The sequence below is a fragment of the Cohnella nanjingensis genome (assembly GCF_014212125.1).
In the GTDB taxonomy this organism is placed as follows: domain Bacteria; phylum Bacillota; class Bacilli; order Paenibacillales; family Paenibacillaceae; genus Cohnella; species Cohnella nanjingensis.
Window position 1 is genome coordinate 63,037 of the sequence record NZ_JACJVP010000014.1, and the last position, 16,509, is coordinate 79,545.

Sequence of the window (16,509 nt, forward strand, 5' to 3'; positions counted from 1 at the left end):
TCGTCCGTTAGACGCCGCCCAGACGCGTCAGCGCCTTCGGATACCGGGTCAGCACGCGGGCCGTCCCGTCCTCGTTCAGATAGATATCGTCTTCGATCCGGACGCCGCCGATGACGGGATCGTAGATGCCCGGCTCGATCGTGAACACGAGACCCGGCGCCATGACCGTCTCGTTCTGGCCGGACATCGAGGGCTGCTCGTGAACGTCCATGCCGAAGCCGTGCCCGACCCGGTGCGTGAACAGCGGACCGTAGCCGGCCTCCTCGATGACCTGACGCGCCGCGCGGTCCACGGCGGCTACCGGCACGCCCGCGCGGGAAGCCGCGATGCCCGCCAGATTGGCGGCGAGCACCGTCTCGTAGATCCGGCGCTGCGCCTCCGACGGCTCGCCCATCACGAACGTGCGCGTAATATCGGAGCAGTAGCCGTCCACCTGAACGCCGATATCGATCAGCACGAAGTCGCCGCGCTGGATCGGATACGGTCCCGGCGTGCCATGCGGCAGCGCCGTTCGCGGTCCGGTCAGCACGATCGATTCGAATGCCGGCCGGTCGGCGCCGAGCTTGCGCATCCGGTATTCGATCTCCGCGGCCAGCTCCAGCTCCGTCATGCCTTCCTTGGCGTAGGCAGCCGCGTGCGCGACCACCTCCTCGATCAGATCGACGGCGCGCTGAATCTTCGCGACCTCTTCTTCCGACTTGCGGAGCCGCATCGCGAGCAGCCCGGACTCCAGATCCGCATAGCTCGAATCCGGGAAGACGACGCCGAGCCGCTCGGCCTGCGCGAGGCTGACCGCCCCCTTCTCCACGCCGACGATGCGCGCGCCCGCTTGCACGCGGCCCTTCAGCAGCGCGTACGGATCCTCCGTATCCGCGACCGGCACGATGCCGACCGCGCCCGCGCTCTCTCTCGCGGCCGGCTCATCCAGCAGCGGCACGTACAGCGATTCCGTCCCCGCCCGCGCGTCCAGCACCAGCGCCAGGAAGCGCTCGTGCGGATGGCAGGCGAAGTCCGTCAAGTAATACACGTTCGTCGGCGACGTCACGAGGGCGACGTCGATGCCGGCCGCCTTCATGTGCGCCAGCAGCCGGCTTTTCCGGTTGTCCCATATCGATTCCATTGGAGGGTCTCCTCTCTTCTGCGGCACTTTCGTCTGCCGAAAGTTAAACAACCCCAAGGTCTGACGACCCTGGAGTTGTTCGGCCTCTTCAGGCGAATCTTATGCGTTCTCGACGATCTTGATGACGTTGCGGACGGACTCGGCGGATTTCTCCAGCGCGGCTTTCTCTTCGGCCGTCAGTTCGATCTCGAGGATCTTCTCGATGCCGTCGCCGCCCAGGACAGCCAGGACGCCCATGAATAGGTTGTCGTAGCCGTACTCGCCTTGGAGCAGCGCGATGATCGGCAGGATGCGCTTCTTGTCCTTCAGGATCGCTTCGGTCATCTGAACGAGCGATGCGGCAGGCGCGTAGTACGCGCTGCCGTTGCCCAGCAGGTTGACGATCTCGCCGCCGCCGACGCGCGTGCGCGCGACGATCGCGTCGATCTGTTCCTTCGGCAGCAGCTTCTCGACCGGGATGCCGCCGATCGTCGTGTAGCGCACGAGCGGAACCATGTCGTCGCCGTGGCCGCCCAGTACGACGCCGCGTACGTCCTCAACCGAGACGTTGAGCGCTTCGGCGAGGAACGTGTTGTAGCGGGCCGTATCGAGGACGCCGGATTGGCCGATCACGCGGTTCTTCGGGAAGCCCAGCGCTTTGTTCGCCACGTAGGTCATCGCGTCGACCGGGTTGGACAGGATGATGACGTAAGCGTTCGGGCTGGTGGCCTTCACGTTCTCGCAGACGGACTTCACGATGCCCGCGTTCGTATTCACCAGGTCGTCGCGGCTCATGCCCGGCTTGCGGGCGATGCCGGCCGTGATGATCACGACGTCGGAGTTCGCGGAATCCCGATAGTCGGCCGTGCCGACGATCCTGGCGTCGACGCCTTGAACCGGCGTGGATTCCATCATGTCGAGCGCTTTGCCCTTGGTCGGGTTCTCGAGCTGCGGGATGTCGAGCAGGACGACGTCGCCAAGTTCCTTCTGAGCCAGCATAAGCGCCGTAGTCGCGCCGGTGAAGCCTGCGCCTACCACGGTAATTTTCGCCCGTTTGATTGCCATGTCGGATAGCCTCCTTCGTTCATGTACAGGATGCGATTCGCCGCGGGGGCGTCGCATCCTGATAGGGTACGTCTATCCAATTAGCATCTCCCTCGGGAGACGTTCTTACATGTTCTTGATGATCTCGTTCGCGAACTCGGAGCACTTCACTTCGGTCGCGCCTTCCATCAGACGGGCGAAGTCGTACGTGACGATCTTGCTGTTGATGGATTTCTCCAGGCCTTTGTAGATCAGGTCGGCCGCTTCCAGCCAGCCCAGATGCTCGAAGAGCATGACGCCGGACAGAATGACGGAGCCCGGGTTGACGACGTCTTTGTCCGCGTACTTCGGCGCCGTGCCGTGCGTCGCTTCGAAGATCGCGTGGCCGGTCAGGTAGTTGATGTTCGCGCCTGGCGCGATGCCGATGCCGCCGACTTGGGCAGCCAAGGCGTCGGACAGGTAGTCGCCGTTCAAGTTCAGCGTCGCGATGACGTCGAAGTCGGTCGGACGGGTCAGCACTTGCTGCAGGGCGATGTCGGCGATCGCGTCCTTCACGAGGAGCTTGCCTTCGGCGAGCGCCGCCTTTTGAGCCGCGTTAGCCGCTTCTTCGCCTTTCTCCGCTTTGATAGCGTCGTATTGGCCCCAAGTGAAGGTCTGGTCGGCGAACTCTTGCTCGGCCACTTCGTAGCCCCAGTTCTTGAACGCGCCTTCCGTGAACTTCATGATGTTGCCTTTGTGTACGAGCGTAACGGACTTGCGCTTGTGCTTGATCGCGTATTCGATCGCCGCGCGCACGAGACGCTTGGAGCCTTCGGACGAGACCGGCTTGATGCCGATGCCGGACGTTTCCGGGAAGCGGATCTTCTTGACGCCCATTTCCTTCTGGAGGAACTCGAGCACCTTCTTCACGTCCGCGGATTCGGCTTGGTACTCGATCCCGGCGTAGATGTCCTCGGTGTTCTCGCGGAAGATGACCATGTCCACGAGCTCCGGACGCTTGACAGGCGAAGGCACGCCGTCGAAGTAGCGAACCGGGCGCAAGCAGGTGTAGAGGTCAAGCTCTTGGCGAAGCGCCACGTTCAGGGAGCGGATGCCGCCGCCGATCGGCGTGGTCAGCGGTCCCTTGATGGCGATGATGTATTCGCGGATCGCGGTCAGCGTGTCGGCCGGGAGCCACTCGCCGTAAGTATTGAACGCTTTCTCGCCGGCGAACACTTCGTACCAGGCGATCTTCTTCTCGCCGTTGTAGGCTTTCTCGACAGCCGCGTCGAGCACGCGCTGGGAAGCGCGCCAGATGTCGCGGCCCGTGCCGTCGCCTTCGATGAACGGGATGATCGGGTTGTTCGGGACGTTCAGGACGCCGCCTTCATTGACGGTGATCGGTTGGCCGGAAGTCGGCAGAGCGAATTTTTCCAATTGCATATCGTTTGTAGCCTCCTATAAGTTGTTCCCTGAAATCGGGGATGATCGCGACAAACCGACGCGCCGCCCCCTTCGCGCACAAGCGAAGGCTGCGGCCCGCCGGGGCGGCCGGCCCTGCGCGTTAGCGCTGGGCGATCGGCACGTAGCGTTGGTTGACTGGACCGACGTACTCCGCGCGAGGACGGATCAGACGGTTGTCTTCGAATTGCTCGAGAATATGCGCGGTCCAGCCGGATACGCGGCTGATCGCGAAGATCGGCGTGAACAGGTCGCGCGGAATGCCGAGCATCGTGTAGCAGGACGCGGAGTAGAAGTCGACGTTCGGCTTCAGCCCCTTCTGTCCGGTCACGAGGTCCTCGATCTTCACGGACATCTCGTACAGGCGCATGTCGCCGTTCAGCTCGCCGAGCTGGCGAGACATCATCTGCAGATGCTTGGCGCGCGGGTCGCCGTTCTTGTAGACGCGGTGACCGAAGCCCATGATCTTCTCTTTGTTGTTCAGCTTGTTCTGGATGTACGGCTCCACGTTGGCGACCGTGGCGATGTCGTCCAGCATGACCATGACGGCCTCGTTCGCGCCGCCGTGCAGCGGGCCCTTCAGCGCGCCGATCGCGGACGTGACGCCGGAGTAGATGTCGGACAGCGTCGCGACCGTGACGCGGGCGGCGAACGTGGACGCGTTCAGCTCATGATCCGCGTGCAGAACGAGAGCCTTGTCCAACGCTTGAACGGCAACTTCCGCCGGTTCTTCGCCGGTCAGCATATACAGGAAGTTGTGCGCGATGCCGACGCCCTTCTTCGGCGCGATCGGCTCTTGGCCTTGGCGGATGCGCGCGAACGCGGCGATCACCGTCGGGAGCTGCGCCTGCAGCTTGACCGCTTTGCGGATGTTCGCTTCGCGGCTCATGTCGCCCGCTTCGGGATCGTAGAGCGCCAGGCTCGAGACGACCGTGCGGAGCGCGGCCATCGAGTTCGTGTCCTTCGGGTACAGACGAACGCCGGCGATCACGTCGGATGCGACGGCTGCATATTCGCCCAGCTGCGCGTTCAGGGCGTCAAGTTCGGATCGGGTCGGGAGCTTACCGTGCCACAGCAAATAAGCGACCTCTTCGAAGCTCGCCTTTTCCGCTAATTCATCAATGTCGTACCCGCGGTACGTCAACACGCCGTCGATGATGGAGCTGATCGACGAGGCTGCGGCGACGATACCTTCCAGGCCTTTGGTAGCTGTCATGGTTCTCTCTCCTTTGTTTCGAGAATTCGAACCCGGGCGCGGCGAATCCGCGGTTCGGGCTGCGACGATTGAGGCTCCGGGCGAGCGGGATGGATTCCCAGCTAGCTACAACGCGGAAACCCGCATTTCTTCCGGTTTTTCGAACCTATTTTAATGATAAACGATTTTGACAGCGAATGGAACCGAACGCGGCATAAAATGTCTTTATCGACACCATAAAGGTTCTTTTGCCGAAGCCTCGCGGATGGTAAAATAGGTAGAATACGGTCTGATCCGGTTGAGGTACGGCCATGGAGGAGGGAGCAATCGCGTGCAACCATCCGCGCAAGTAACGGGAATGATCGACATCGGCTCCAACACCGTCCGGCTCGCGGTGTATCAGATTCTGGAGAGCGGCGCCTTCCGCGTCATCGATCAAGGTCGCTGGCCCGCGAGGCTCAGCCAGAAGCTGACGGCCGAAGGGCGTCTGCCGCTGGAAGCGGTCGCCGAGCTCGGCGAAGTGCTTCGCCATTTCCGCCGGATCTGCCGCATGCACGGCGCGGATAGCATCCGCGCGGTCGCCACCGCCGCCATCCGCCAGGCGGCCAATCGCCAGCAGGTGCTGAAGACGCTCTACGAAGAGACGGGACTCGAGATCGAGCTGCTCTCGGGCGAAGACGAAGCCCGGCTCGGCAGCGCCGCGATGCTGCGGACGATGGATGTCGAAGACGGCTTCATCGTCGATATCGGCGGCGGGAGCACGGAGATTACGCTGCTCCGGGGCCGCGAGATCGTCTCTTCCGTCTCGTTCCCCATCGGTTGCGTGAACACGGCCGCCCGCTTCGGCTTGAACGGCGGCGCCGTACCCGCGCATGTGCTGGAGGCGATAACGGCGGATATCCGGGACAGGCTGCAGCGGGAAGCGTGGATCACCCGGCATCCCGGGCTCCCGCTCGTCGGCCTCGGCGGCACCGTGCGCGCCCTCGCGAAGCTTCGCCAACGCAACGACGAATACCCTTATACGAATCTGCACGGCTACGAGATGACGAGCCAGAAGATCGACACCGCGCTCGCGCAGCTCGCCCAGCTGCCGGTGGACAAGCGCCGCAAGCTTCCGGGCTTGTCCAAGGACCGGGCCGACGTCATCGTGCCCGGCCTCGCGATCCTGGTCGCGGTCGCCCGCGCATGCAAGTCGCCGCGCCTCGTCGTCTGCGGCGCCGGGCTGCGGGACGGCTTGTTCTACGAGACGTGCTTGCCGCCCGACGGGACGCCCACCGCGCACCAAGTGCTGGAAGAAAGCATACGCAATTTGACGTCATTATATCCGGGCGCGCCCGGAGGACATTTGAACCAAGTGCAGCGCCTCGCGCTGAAGCTGTACGACCGGCTCGCGCCGGGCGCGCAGATCCCCGCGCCGTGGCGGCGGCTGCTGGACGCGGCCGCGCGGTTGTTCCGCATCGGCGCCGTCATCGACTTCAACGATAGCGCGGACCATACCTTCTATCTGCTCATGCATGCGCATTGGAACGGACTCCCGCACCGGGAGATGCTGCTGACGGCCGCGATCGCCTCCTACCGGGGGCCTAATCCGCTCCGCCGCAAGCTGGCGCCGTACCGCGCGCTGCTCGAGGAAGGCGATGCCGAGACGGCCGCGCAGCTCGGCTCGCTCCTGCAGCTGGCGGCGGCGCTCGACCGGAGCGAATCCCAGGCGATCACGTCGCTGGACGTCTCCGTCGCGAAGGGCAGCCGCCTCCAATTGGTAGCGGCGGCGAGCCATCCGCTGCCGGTGGAGCGCATGGAAGTCGACGCGCTCGCCAAGGAATTCAAGAAATGCTGGGGACTGGCGCCCGCGCTGACCGTCCGTTGACGGCAGCGGCGTCCGTCCCGCTATTCCGCGCGATCTATGGGCATAAAAAAAATAAGGTGCCGAAACTCACCTTATTTTTTAGTAGATCATCCGTCTTTTTACGTCGATGTCACGGCCGTATTTGCGCTTCATCTGCTTCATCTGCTCGTTCACGATGTCGTAGATTTCCTTCAGCTTCACGGTCTTCGGTTTGATCGTCTCTTTGACTTCCCCGCCGACGATCACGTCGAATACGATCATGCGCATCCTCCTTGTCTATGAAAATCCTTCGCTACGTTCTAAGTGTATGCCCCGAATGTTAGAGGGAGATTAGCGGAAAAGGGCAGTTTTGTGAACGGCGCTACGTTTCGTGCGATTTTCCGGCATCGGATACCGGAAACGTCTCGGTTCGCTGCGTCGGCTTCCGGTTAGGCATTGAAAATCGAGCAGGTTTTACAAGATTATGCCGGACTTCTCGCTTGCATGACAAAAATGTACGTTCGGCATCTCTTCGACAAGTAAAAACGGCTTTGCCGCCTTCCCCGGCGGCGACACGTTTTTATCGGAGACGTATCGGCAAAGCAGGGGTGAAACTTATTTTTTCCGATACGCGGAAAAAGCCGCATAGCTGTCTTCGTAGATAAGGCTCTCGCGCAAGAAGCCCGCCGATACCGGTCCATACGACGGCATCGCGGGCTTCATGAACGAATGAGGTCGTTCTAATGGTCTTCGATCTCCTCTTGCGCGACCGCCACCGTCTTCCAGAGCGGGATATCGTTGGCGTAGAATTGGCTGCGCAGCGGCGCGTGCGCGTTGGTTACCCGAGCATAACCGCCGGTAGGCAGCAGCTCGCGCGCTTTGACGTTGTCCTTCAAGTTCATCTCGAGCAGGTTGAGCAGCATCTGCCGCAGACCGCGGTCGTAGACCGGGCACAGCAGCTCGACGCGGCGGCTCAGGTTGCGCGTCATCCAATCCGCGCTGGAGATGTACACTTCCTCCTCGTCGCCGCCGGATACCGCCAGGATGCGGGCGTGCTCGAGGAACCGGTCGACGATGCTGACGATCCGCACGTTCTCGCTCAAGCCCGGCACGCCTGGCCGCAGACAACAGACGCCGCGCACGATCAGCTCGATCCGGACGCCCGCCTGCGAAGCCTCGTAGAGCTTGTCGATCATCGACTGGTTGGACAGCGAATTCATCTTCGCCAGGATCCGCGCCGGCTTGCCGGCCTTGGCGAAGCCGATCTGCCGGTCGATCAGGTCGAACAGCTTCGGCTTCAGTCCCGTCGGCGCCACGGCGAAGGCGCGCCAGTCGTGCGGGGTCGAATAGCCGGTCATCTCGTTGAACAAGGCCGAAGCGTCCGCCCCGATATCCGGATGGCAGGTGAACAGCCCCGCGTCCGTATAGAGCTTCGCCGTGTTCTCGTTGTAGTTGCCCGTGCCCACGTGAACGTACCGGCGCAGGGAACCGGCCTCGCGGCGGACGACCAGCGTGATCTTGGCATGCGTCTTCAGGCCGACCAGCCCGTAGACGACATGGCAGCCCGCCTTCTCCAGCTGCCTCGCCCAAGCGATGTTCCGCTCCTCGTCGAAGCGGGCCTTGATCTCGACGACGACCGTGACCTGCTTGCCGGATTCGGCCGCCTTGGCCAGCGCCTGAACGAGCACCGAGTTCACGCTGACCCGGTACAGCGTCATCTTGATCGCCAGCACCTCGGGATCCTCCGCGGCTTCGCAGATGAAGTCGTTCACCGCTTCGAACGATTCGTACGGATGGTAGACGAGCACGTCGCGCTCCCGCAGCACCGACATCATGTCGTCCGCTTCCTCGAACTCGACCGGATAGACGGGCTCGATCGCCGGGAAGCGCAGATGATCCATGCCTTGAAGCGAGTTCGCGAACCGCGAAGCGAACGTTAAATCCAGCGGTCCGTCGATCTCCGAGATGTCGTCTTCCGCGAGCTCCAATTCGTCGAGCAGCAGCTCGAGGGCGTGCGGGTGCATGCCTTTCTCGATCTCGAGCCGGACCGGGAAGCCGCGCCGGCGGCGGCGAAGCTCCTTCTCGATCTCCTGCAGCAGATCCTCCGCGGCTTCCTCGTTCAGCGCGAGATCGGAATTGCGCGTCACCCGGAACGCATGCACCGCTTCGGTCCCGTAGCCGCTGAACAGCTGGCCGATCTGCTCCTTGATCAGCTCCTCCAGCCGAACGTACGATTGCTTGCGGCTGTTCCGGCGCCCCGGCACCGCGATCGTCCGGGACAGGATGGACGGGACCTGCACGATGGCGCAGAACGACTTGCCCTCCGTCTGCCGCTCGCCGCCCGGCGCGTCCGGACGAAGCACGACGGCCAGATACAGCTCCTTGCTGTGCAGCAGCGGGAAGGGACGGCTCACGTCCACCGCCATCGGCGTCAGCACCGGGAAGACGATCTCTTGGAAATATTCGGTCAGCGCTTCCTGCTGTTCTTCGTTCAGATCGCTCCATCCGGCCAGGACGACGCCTTCCTTGGACAGCGAGCGCATCAGATCCCGATAGGTCTTGTATTGATGGCGGACAAGCCGATCCGTCCGCTTGTCGAGTCGTTTGATCAGCCCGTGGGGCGTGTAGCCGGTAAAATCCGCCTTGTTGAATCCGGCCTTCAGTTGATCCTGCAGTCCCGCGACGCGGACGCTCATGAACTCGTCCAGGTTGCTGGAGACGATGGACAGAAATTGAAACCGTTCCAGCAGCGGCGTTCCCGGATCCTCCGCTTCCTCCAATACGCGCCGGTTGAACTCCGTCCAGCTGAGATCCCGGTTTATGTATTTTTTGGACGCCGACATCCGTTTGTCCCCCTCAAGTGGCTTTGATGATCTTATGTGGTTCTTGTCCCTTTCATTATGTTAGGACGATGTAAACGGAGCGTTAAATCTAGGTTAACGCATTGTAAAAAGGCGCAAAAAGTCGATGCCGCTGTCGATGGAATGAGCGGGAAGGCCGTCGCGGGAGCGGCGCGGGCCGGATTATAATAGAATTCCGCCAAGGTCAAAGGAATGCCGGAGCGAAAAGGGGGAAGCCGCATGGATCGACGGCTCATGGGACAATGGGGACGGCTCTTGCTCGTCGTCGCGACCATCGGGGGCGGCTTCTGGCTGGCGGGGCGGGCGCTGCCCTATCTCTATCCGTTCCTGCTGGGCTGGCTGCTCGCCTATGCCTTGAACCCCATCGTGGATCTGCTGCAGCGAGGCGCCCGCGCGCCGCGCTGGCTGGCGGTCGTCCTGACGCTGATCGTCTTCGCGGCGTCCATGCTGACCGTCGTCTCCGCGCTCGTCGTACGGCTGATCAACGAGATCATGACGCTGTCCGGTTCGCTGCAGGGCCTCGTCATCTGGGTCCAGATGACATTCGACCGCTTCCTCGAACGCCCCGAGTGGCAGCGGCTGTTGGCGCGGCTCAACGCCTTCTACCAGCAGAATCCGAGCTACCAGGCGCCGATCGACGGCCGGATCTCCGAGACCGCCCAGGCGCTCGCCCAAGCTGGCACCAACCTGCTCAAGGCCATCTTGAACGGAATCGTGACCGTGCTCGCCTCCCTCCCCGAGATCGCGACGCTCGCGGCGGTCATCCTCCTCGCTTCGTTCTTCATCAGCAAGGATTGGCGCGCGCACCAAGGCCGCATCGGCGCCTGGTTCCCGGAGCCGATGCGGCGGCGGACGGGCGCCGTCCTGCGAGACCTGCGGCACGCGCTGATCGGATATGCGCGCGCGCAGTTCCTCCTCATCTCGATCACCGCGGTTGCCGTTACTCTAGGGTTATTAATCATCGGCGTGGAAAATGCGGTGACGATCGGATTGCTGATCGGATTCGTCGATCTGCTCCCCTATCTCGGCGTAGGCGCGGCGATGATCCCTTGGATCGCCTACCAATACCTAAGCGGCGATTGGCGGCTAGCCACCGCGCTTGCCGTCCTGTACGGCGTCGTGCTCATCGCCAGGCAGATCATCGAGCCCAAGGTGCTATCCTCCAGCATCGGCCTCGACCCGCTGCCCACGCTCATCATCATGTTCGTCGGCCTCAAGATGTTCGGATTCGCCGGACTGGTCTTCGGCCCGATCGTCCTCGTCGTCCTCTCGGCGTGCCGCCGGGCCGGCGTGTTCCGGGATCTCGGCAGGTACATCGCGCACGGGGCGAAGTGAACGGTCCGCGATCGTAGAGACCGCTACCAGCGGCGCGGACCGCCGTAGATGCGGAACGAGCCGGAACGGACCTTGTTCGCCAGCCAGCCGTATATCGCGAGCCGGTACATCGGCCGCGTCAAAGGCAGCAGCAGCGTAAGGCCGACGATGTCGGAGAGGAAGCCGGGGACGACGAGCAGCAGGCCGCCGGCCAGCACGCAGATGCCGTCGAGCAGCGAATGGCCCGGCATCTGTCCTTCCGCCAGCTGCCGCTGCGCTTCCGCCCAGACTTTGCGTCCCTCCGCGCGGGCGAACCATCCGCCGAGCAGCGCCCCGCCCAGGAGCAGGGCGAACGTCGGCCAGCCGCCGATCCAGCGATTCACCATATAGATACCCCATATCTCGATCAGCGCCGCGATGACGATCAGAATGCCGAATTTCCGTAGCATAGCCGTCCCTCCTTCGTTCCTCGGATATACGAGCCAGCCGCCGCCGGGTTTCACGCGGGGCCGGTCCGACCCTCCGTCAGTTGCCGCATGGCCTGCCAGACGTCCGGAGCCTCCCGATCCAGGCGGACAGGCTTCCACGCCGCATTGACCCAGACATGCCTCGTCCCGCCTTTGACGAGCGTCTCGCCCGGCGGCTCGTCTCCCGTCAACGGCGCATCGCGCTCCTGCGTCCGGTCGCCGCGAACGACGCGCGACTCGAAGCGGACGCGCAGCGGCGTCATTTCGGTCACCCGCGTGCAGATCGTGACCCAATCGTCGTACAGCGCCGGCTGCTCGAACGACGCCTCCAGATTCACGACGGGCAGCAGCAGCCCTCTCGTTTCGATCTCTCTATAAGTATACCCCGCTTGCCTGACCCATTCGGTCCGTCCGATCTCGAACCAATTCACGTAGTTCGCGTGATAGACGACGCCCATCTTGTCGGTCTCCTGATAGCGGACCCTCAGCGGGTGCAGATGCCATGCGCTGCTCATTCCCGTCCCCTCCGTTTCGCGTAGCGCGTCGGCGTAGATGTCCATCTCGCGTACTATCAAAAAAGACCCGGTTGCCCGGGTCCTATGAGCCGAGAGGCGACGGCGCTTGCGCGCTGCCGCCCCCCGAGTATGGATAAGATTACAGAACTTTGGCTTGACCCGAGTAGATGACGCCATGCTCGGCGTACAACGTGATCTCCATGTCGTCCTTCAGCAGTTCCAGCGCGCCGGCGACGCCGACGATGACCGGAATGCCCAGATTGAGGCCCACGACCGCGGCGTGGCAGGTGATGCCGCCGCACTCCGTGATGACGGCGGCCGCCTTCTCGAACGCCGGCATATACTCTTTGTCCGTCGAAGGCGCGACGAGGATGGAGCCGGCCGTCGTCTTGCGGATCGCTTCCTCGGCCGTGCGCGCGATCACGACGCGCCCGGTCGCGCTCTGCGAGCCGATGCCTTGGCCTTTGGCGATCAGTTCGCCGATGTTGTGGATCTTGATCAGGTTCGTCGTGCCCGAGCGGCCGACCGGTACGCCGGCCGTGATGATGACCGTGTCGCCCAGACGGACCAGGCCGGAGCTCATCGCGCCCTTCACTGCGATATCGACCATCTCGTCCGTCGTCTCGGCGGACTTGCCTTGCACCGGAATGACGCCCCAGACGAGCTGGAGACGGCGAAGCACTTGCTCCTGCGGCGTAACCGCGATGATCGGAGACTTCGGACGATACTTCGACACCATGCGCGCCGTATAGCCACTCTCCGTAGACGTGACGATCGCTCTGGCTTCCAGATCCAGCGCGGAGTTGGCGACCGCTTGGCTGATCGCTTCGGTCACGGTCGTCTGCTGCGCCTGCGCTTGCTTGGTGAAGATCTCGCGGTAGCGAAGCGCGGACTCGGCGCGTTCGGCGATGCGGGACATCGTCTGTACCGACTCGGTCGGATACTTGCCGGCCGCGGTCTCGCCGGACAGCATGATCGCGTCGGTGCCGTCGAAGATCGCGTTCGCGACGTCGGACGCTTCCGCGCGCGTCGGGCGCGGGTTGCGCTGCATCGAATCGAGCATCTGCGTCGCGGTGATGACCGGCTTGCCCGCGCGGTTGCACTTCTCGATCATGCGCTTCTGCACGAGCGGCACTTCTTCGGCCGGGATCTCGACGCCGAGGTCGCCCCGCGCGACCATTAGGCCGTCGGACACCTCCAGAATCTCGTCGAGGTTGTCCACGCCCTGCTGATTCTCGATCTTGGAGATGATCTGGATGTGGCGGGCTTCATGACGCTCGAGCAGCTCGCGGATCTCGAGCACGTCGCTCGCGCGGCGTACGAACGAAGCGGCGATGAAGTCGACGCCTTGCTCGATGCCGAAACGGATGTCGTTCGCGTCCTTCTCCGTGATGCCCGGCATCGAGATCGCGACGCCAGGCACGTTGACGCCCTTCTTGCTCTTGATCGGTCCGCTGTTGACGATCTGGCACTTGATCTCGGTGCCGTTGATCGCAACGACGTTCATCCCGATCAAGCCGTCGTCGATCAGGATCGTCGAACCGATCTGCACGTCGCCCGGCAGATCCTTGTAAGTGACCGGAATCCGGTCCTTGTCGCCGAGGATCTCTTCGGTCGTCAGGGTGATGTATTCCCCCTGCACGAGCTCGATCGGCTCTTCCTTCAGCTTGCCGAGGCGAATCTCGGGACCCTTCGTGTCGAGCAGAATGGCGACCGTCTTGCCCAGCTCCTCGCAGGCGGCGCGGATGTTCTTGATCCGGTTGCCGTGCTCGACGTAGTCGCCGTGGGAGAAGTTCAAGCGGGCGACGTTCATGCCGGCGACGATCAGTTTCTTCGTGTTCTCCAGCGATTCGCTGGAAGGGCCGATGGTACAGACGATTTTCGTTTTGCGCATGGTTTCTCTGATCCTCCGTTAAGTTGCGTGCGGTCCGGGTAGGGCCGAGCCTTCGAGTCCTTGGTGATGCTATTCTCATCCGCAGCGGCGCGGGGCCCGGGGGGCCTCGGAGCGCGGCGGTTTGATTACGACGGTTGAACGAGCTCCGGGGAGGCGAACTTGCCGACGCCGCGGAACTTGCGGTAGCGGTCCTCGATCAGCGCTTCCGGCGATAGGGCGGACAGCTCCTCCAGATGGCGCCACAGCACTTGCTTGATCGCCTCGGCCTGCCAGGCGGGGTCGCGGTGGGCGCCGCCCTTCGGCTCGGGAATGATCTCCTCGACGATGCCGAACGCCTTCAGGTCCTTGGCGGTGATCTTCATCGCTTCGGCGGCCTGATCGGCCTTGGACGCGTCCTTCCAGAGGATCGACGCCGCGCCGTTCGGAGAGATGACCGAGTAGATCGCGTTCTCGAGCATGAGCACGCGGTTGCCGACGCCGAGCGCGAGCGCGCCGCCGCTGCCGCCTTCGCCGATGACGATGCAGATGACCGGAACGCCGAAGAGCGCCATCTCCTTCAGGTTGCGGGCGATCGCCTCGGATTGTCCTCTCGCCTCCGCGGTGTCGCCGGGATAGGCGCCCTTCGTGTCGATGAAGGTGATGATCGGACGGCCGAACTTGTTCGCCTGCTGCATGAAGCGCAGCGCCTTGCGGAAGCCCTCCGGATGGGGGCTGCCGAAGAAGCGCTGGATGTTGTCCTTCGTATCCTTGCCGCGTTGATGGCCGACGACGGTCACCGGCACGCCGTTCAGCTTGGCGATGCCGCCGACGATGGCGAGATCGTCCGCGAACAAGCGATCCCCGTGAAGCTCGATGAAGTCGGTGAAAATCTCGTTGATATAATCCAGCGTCGTCGGACGGGAGTGCACCCGCGCCAGATGCATGATCTGGGCGCCCGTCAGATTGTCGTAGATCTCGTCTTCCAGCTGCTTGAATCTCTCTTCCAGACGCCCGATCTCGTCGGTGAAGTCGATCTGCTGCTCGACGCCGACCTTCTTCAGATGGTCGATCTTCCGGCGCAGGTCGGAGAGGGGTCCTTCGAACGGCAGCTTATTGTCCATCCGTCTGCTCTCCCTTCCCTACATGCATGTCCAGCAGCTTCGTCAAGAACGCCTTCATGTCCTTGCGGTGCACGACCTTGTCGAGCTGGCCGTGCTTCAGGTTGAACTCGGCCGTCTGGAAGTTGTCCGGCAGCTTCTGCCGGATGGTCTGCTCGATGACGATCCGTCCCGCGAAGCCGACGATCGCGCCGGGCTCGGCGATGATATAGTCGCCGAGGCTCGCGAAGCTGGCGGAGACGCCGCCGAGCGTCGGATCGGTGAAGACGGAGACGAACAGGCCGCCGTCCGCCTGGAACTTGGCCAGCGCGGCGCTCGTCTTCGCCATCTGCATCAGGCTCAGGATGCTCTCCTGCATCCGGGCGCCGCCGGAGGTCGAGAACAGCAGGAGCGGCAGCCGCTTGGCATGCGCCAGCTCGATCGCGCGGGTCACCTTCTCCCCGACGACGGAGCCCATGCTCCCGCTGAAGAAGTCGAAGCTCATGACGCCGACGACGACCTCGTAGCCGCCGATCGCGCCTTCGCCGGTCACGACCGCGTCCTTCAGGCCGGAATTGGCCTTCTGCTGCTCGAGCTTGGACTTGTAGCCCGGGAATTCGAGCGGATCCTCGGAGATCAAATCCGCGTCAATCTCAAAAAGACGCCCTTCGTCGAGCGTCATGGCGATGCGCTCCGAGGCGTTCAGACGGAAGTGGTGCCCGCAGGTCGAGCACACCTTCAGGTTTTTCTCGAGTTCCTTGCTGAATTGAATGTTCCCGCACTTCGGGCAGCGGTTCATCAGGCCCTCGGGAATCTCGCGTTTGGGACGTTCGTCCTGCGTCTGGGCGGACGAGGAAGGCACGGTAGCATACTTCTTCTTCTGAAATAAATCCTTGAACACAGCGACACCTCACAAGGCGCAAAAATGGCGGTTCGGCCGGGAACGGGCAAGCCCGCCGCAGGCGGAATCCGCAGCTTTCAGGCGCGACATGCATAGGACGATCCGGCCCGTTGAAGGGGACGGCAATCTGCCGCATTGGTCACATATGCAAAATACTGCCGAGCACTTCTTGAACTTCTTGAACTTCACCGGACGGCACCAGAATCTCGTATTGCGGCTTGGTCAGGTTGATCGGGCGGACCTGAACGAGGAAGCCTTCTTCGGTCAGCCGCTTCTGAATCCGTTCCGCAATCTTCGCGGTCGGCGCAATGTAAATGACCGTCCACATGAAGCGGTACCCCCAATGAATAGCTTTATCAGGTCTACAATAAGGAAATGATAGCACACTAGACGCAGGACTAGCAACCGAGCGAACGCGCGAGCCCTCGGGGCGCAAAGGAAAAGACGCCTACGGCGGACGGCCGCAGGCGCCTGCCGGAACGGCCGCCGGAGCGCGGAACGATAGGCGCGAAGACGGAGCGGAGGCGCCGCCGCCCGGGACTGCCGGCCCGGACCGGCCTTCCCGCCTACTTGACCCGCACGGTCCCTTCGCCTAGCAATTGCTCTACCGCGCCGAAGAGCGCCGGCGACGGCTTCACGCGGTACGCCTCGTTCAAGGCCACCGTCCGGTGCTCCCGTTCATAGAACAGCACGGTCGGATGCGCCCCCGGATGCGCCGCGAGCAGCGCCTGCAGCCGCTTCAGGACGGCGGGCTGCTCGTGCTGCGCGTCGATCCGCACGTAGACCCGCTGAGACGCCGCAGCGCCCCGCGTGGCGGATCCCGGCGCAGCGGCGGATCGCGGCGGCGCGGCTGTCGCGCCCGCGGCCGGCCGGGGCGC

The 16,509-nt window shown here is 63.2% G+C and carries 15 protein-coding genes; 2 read left to right on the forward strand and 13 right to left on the reverse strand.

The annotated features are described in order from the left end of the window. Positions 1 to 7: 7 nt before the first annotated feature. The 4 genes from H7C19_RS10065 to citZ all read right to left on the reverse strand — a co-directional run bounded on the left by H7C19_RS10065 (position 8) and on the right by citZ (position 4,799). Positions 8 to 1,120 carry a M24 family metallopeptidase gene (locus H7C19_RS10065; protein WP_185142520.1) on the reverse strand — a complete coding sequence of 371 codons (1,113 nt, stop codon included), beginning with the start codon at positions 1,118 to 1,120 and terminating at the stop codon, positions 8 to 10. A 99-nt stretch (positions 1,121 to 1,219) separates the two neighbouring features. After that, complete coding sequence (mdh, locus tag H7C19_RS10070; protein ID WP_185142521.1) at positions 1,220 to 2,164, reverse strand: malate dehydrogenase; 945 nt, start codon at positions 2,162 to 2,164, stop codon at positions 1,220 to 1,222. A gap of 105 nt (positions 2,165 to 2,269) precedes the next feature. After that, complete coding sequence (icd, locus tag H7C19_RS10075) at positions 2,270 to 3,565, reverse strand: NADP-dependent isocitrate dehydrogenase (RefSeq protein ID WP_185142522.1); 1,296 nt, start codon at positions 3,563 to 3,565, stop codon at positions 2,270 to 2,272. 121 nt (positions 3,566 to 3,686) lie between these two features. After that, on the reverse strand, positions 3,687 to 4,799 hold the full coding sequence (gene citZ / locus H7C19_RS10080; RefSeq protein ID WP_185142523.1) for a citrate synthase: 1,113 nt from the start codon (positions 4,797 to 4,799) through the stop codon (positions 3,687 to 3,689). A 310-nt stretch (positions 4,800 to 5,109) separates the two neighbouring features. Between citZ and H7C19_RS10085 the strand changes: the two genes are divergently transcribed. After that, the gene (locus tag H7C19_RS10085; RefSeq protein ID WP_313731537.1) at positions 5,110 to 6,645 is read left to right on the forward strand and encodes a Ppx/GppA phosphatase family protein; all 1,536 of its coding nucleotides are present in this window, start codon (positions 5,110 to 5,112) and stop codon (positions 6,643 to 6,645) included. Positions 6,646 to 6,723: 78 nt separating this feature from the next. On the opposite strand, the gene H7C19_RS10090 is transcribed toward H7C19_RS10085, so the two are convergent. Both H7C19_RS10090 and ppk1 read right to left on the reverse strand, forming a co-directional pair. Then, positions 6,724 to 6,885 carry a mechanosensitive ion channel protein MscL gene (locus H7C19_RS10090; protein ID WP_185142524.1) on the reverse strand — a complete coding sequence of 54 codons (162 nt, stop codon included), beginning with the start codon at positions 6,883 to 6,885 and terminating at the stop codon, positions 6,724 to 6,726. Positions 6,886 to 7,343: 458 nt separating this feature from the next. After that, the gene (gene ppk1 / locus H7C19_RS10095) at positions 7,344 to 9,482 is read right to left on the reverse strand and encodes a polyphosphate kinase 1 (RefSeq protein ID WP_313731539.1); all 2,139 of its coding nucleotides are present in this window, start codon (positions 9,480 to 9,482) and stop codon (positions 7,344 to 7,346) included. Between the two features lie 201 nt (positions 9,483 to 9,683). Between ppk1 and ytvI the strand changes: the two genes are divergently transcribed. After that, positions 9,684 to 10,799, forward strand: a complete 1,116-nt coding sequence (ytvI, locus tag H7C19_RS10100; RefSeq protein ID WP_185142526.1) for a sporulation integral membrane protein YtvI — start codon at positions 9,684 to 9,686, stop codon at positions 10,797 to 10,799. Positions 10,800 to 10,822: 23 nt separating this feature from the next. On the opposite strand, the gene H7C19_RS10105 is transcribed toward ytvI, so the two are convergent. The 7 genes from H7C19_RS10105 to H7C19_RS10135 form a co-directional block, all read right to left on the reverse strand. Continuing rightward, positions 10,823 to 11,227, reverse strand: coding sequence for an FxsA family protein (locus H7C19_RS10105; protein ID WP_185142527.1), 405 nt, complete (start codon positions 11,225 to 11,227; stop codon positions 10,823 to 10,825). Between the two features lie 50 nt (positions 11,228 to 11,277). Then, positions 11,278 to 11,760 carry an acyl-CoA thioesterase gene (locus H7C19_RS10110; protein WP_185142528.1) on the reverse strand — a complete coding sequence of 161 codons (483 nt, stop codon included), beginning with the start codon at positions 11,758 to 11,760 and terminating at the stop codon, positions 11,278 to 11,280. 139 nt (positions 11,761 to 11,899) lie between these two features. Next, entirely contained in the window at positions 11,900 to 13,654 is a 1,755-nt protein-coding gene (pyk, locus tag H7C19_RS10115) for a pyruvate kinase (protein ID WP_185142529.1), read from the reverse strand. A gap of 125 nt (positions 13,655 to 13,779) precedes the next feature. Continuing rightward, positions 13,780 to 14,754: an acetyl-CoA carboxylase carboxyltransferase subunit alpha gene (locus H7C19_RS10120; RefSeq protein WP_185142530.1), complete on the reverse strand. Its 975-nt coding sequence runs from the start codon at positions 14,752 to 14,754 to the stop codon at positions 13,780 to 13,782. Next, positions 14,744 to 15,631 (reverse strand): acetyl-CoA carboxylase, carboxyltransferase subunit beta, encoded by an 888-nt coding sequence (gene accD / locus H7C19_RS10125; protein WP_185142531.1) that lies wholly within the window; start codon positions 15,629 to 15,631, stop codon positions 14,744 to 14,746. Before accD ends, H7C19_RS10120 begins: the two co-directional genes overlap by 11 nt. Positions 15,632 to 15,770: 139 nt before the next feature. Then, entirely contained in the window at positions 15,771 to 15,959 is a 189-nt protein-coding gene (locus tag H7C19_RS10130; RefSeq protein ID WP_080833869.1) for a glutamate decarboxylase, read from the reverse strand. 238 nt (positions 15,960 to 16,197) lie between these two features. Then, a partial coding sequence (locus tag H7C19_RS10135) for a hypothetical protein (protein ID WP_185142532.1) occupies positions 16,198 to 16,509 on the reverse strand: 312 nt, incomplete at its 5' end.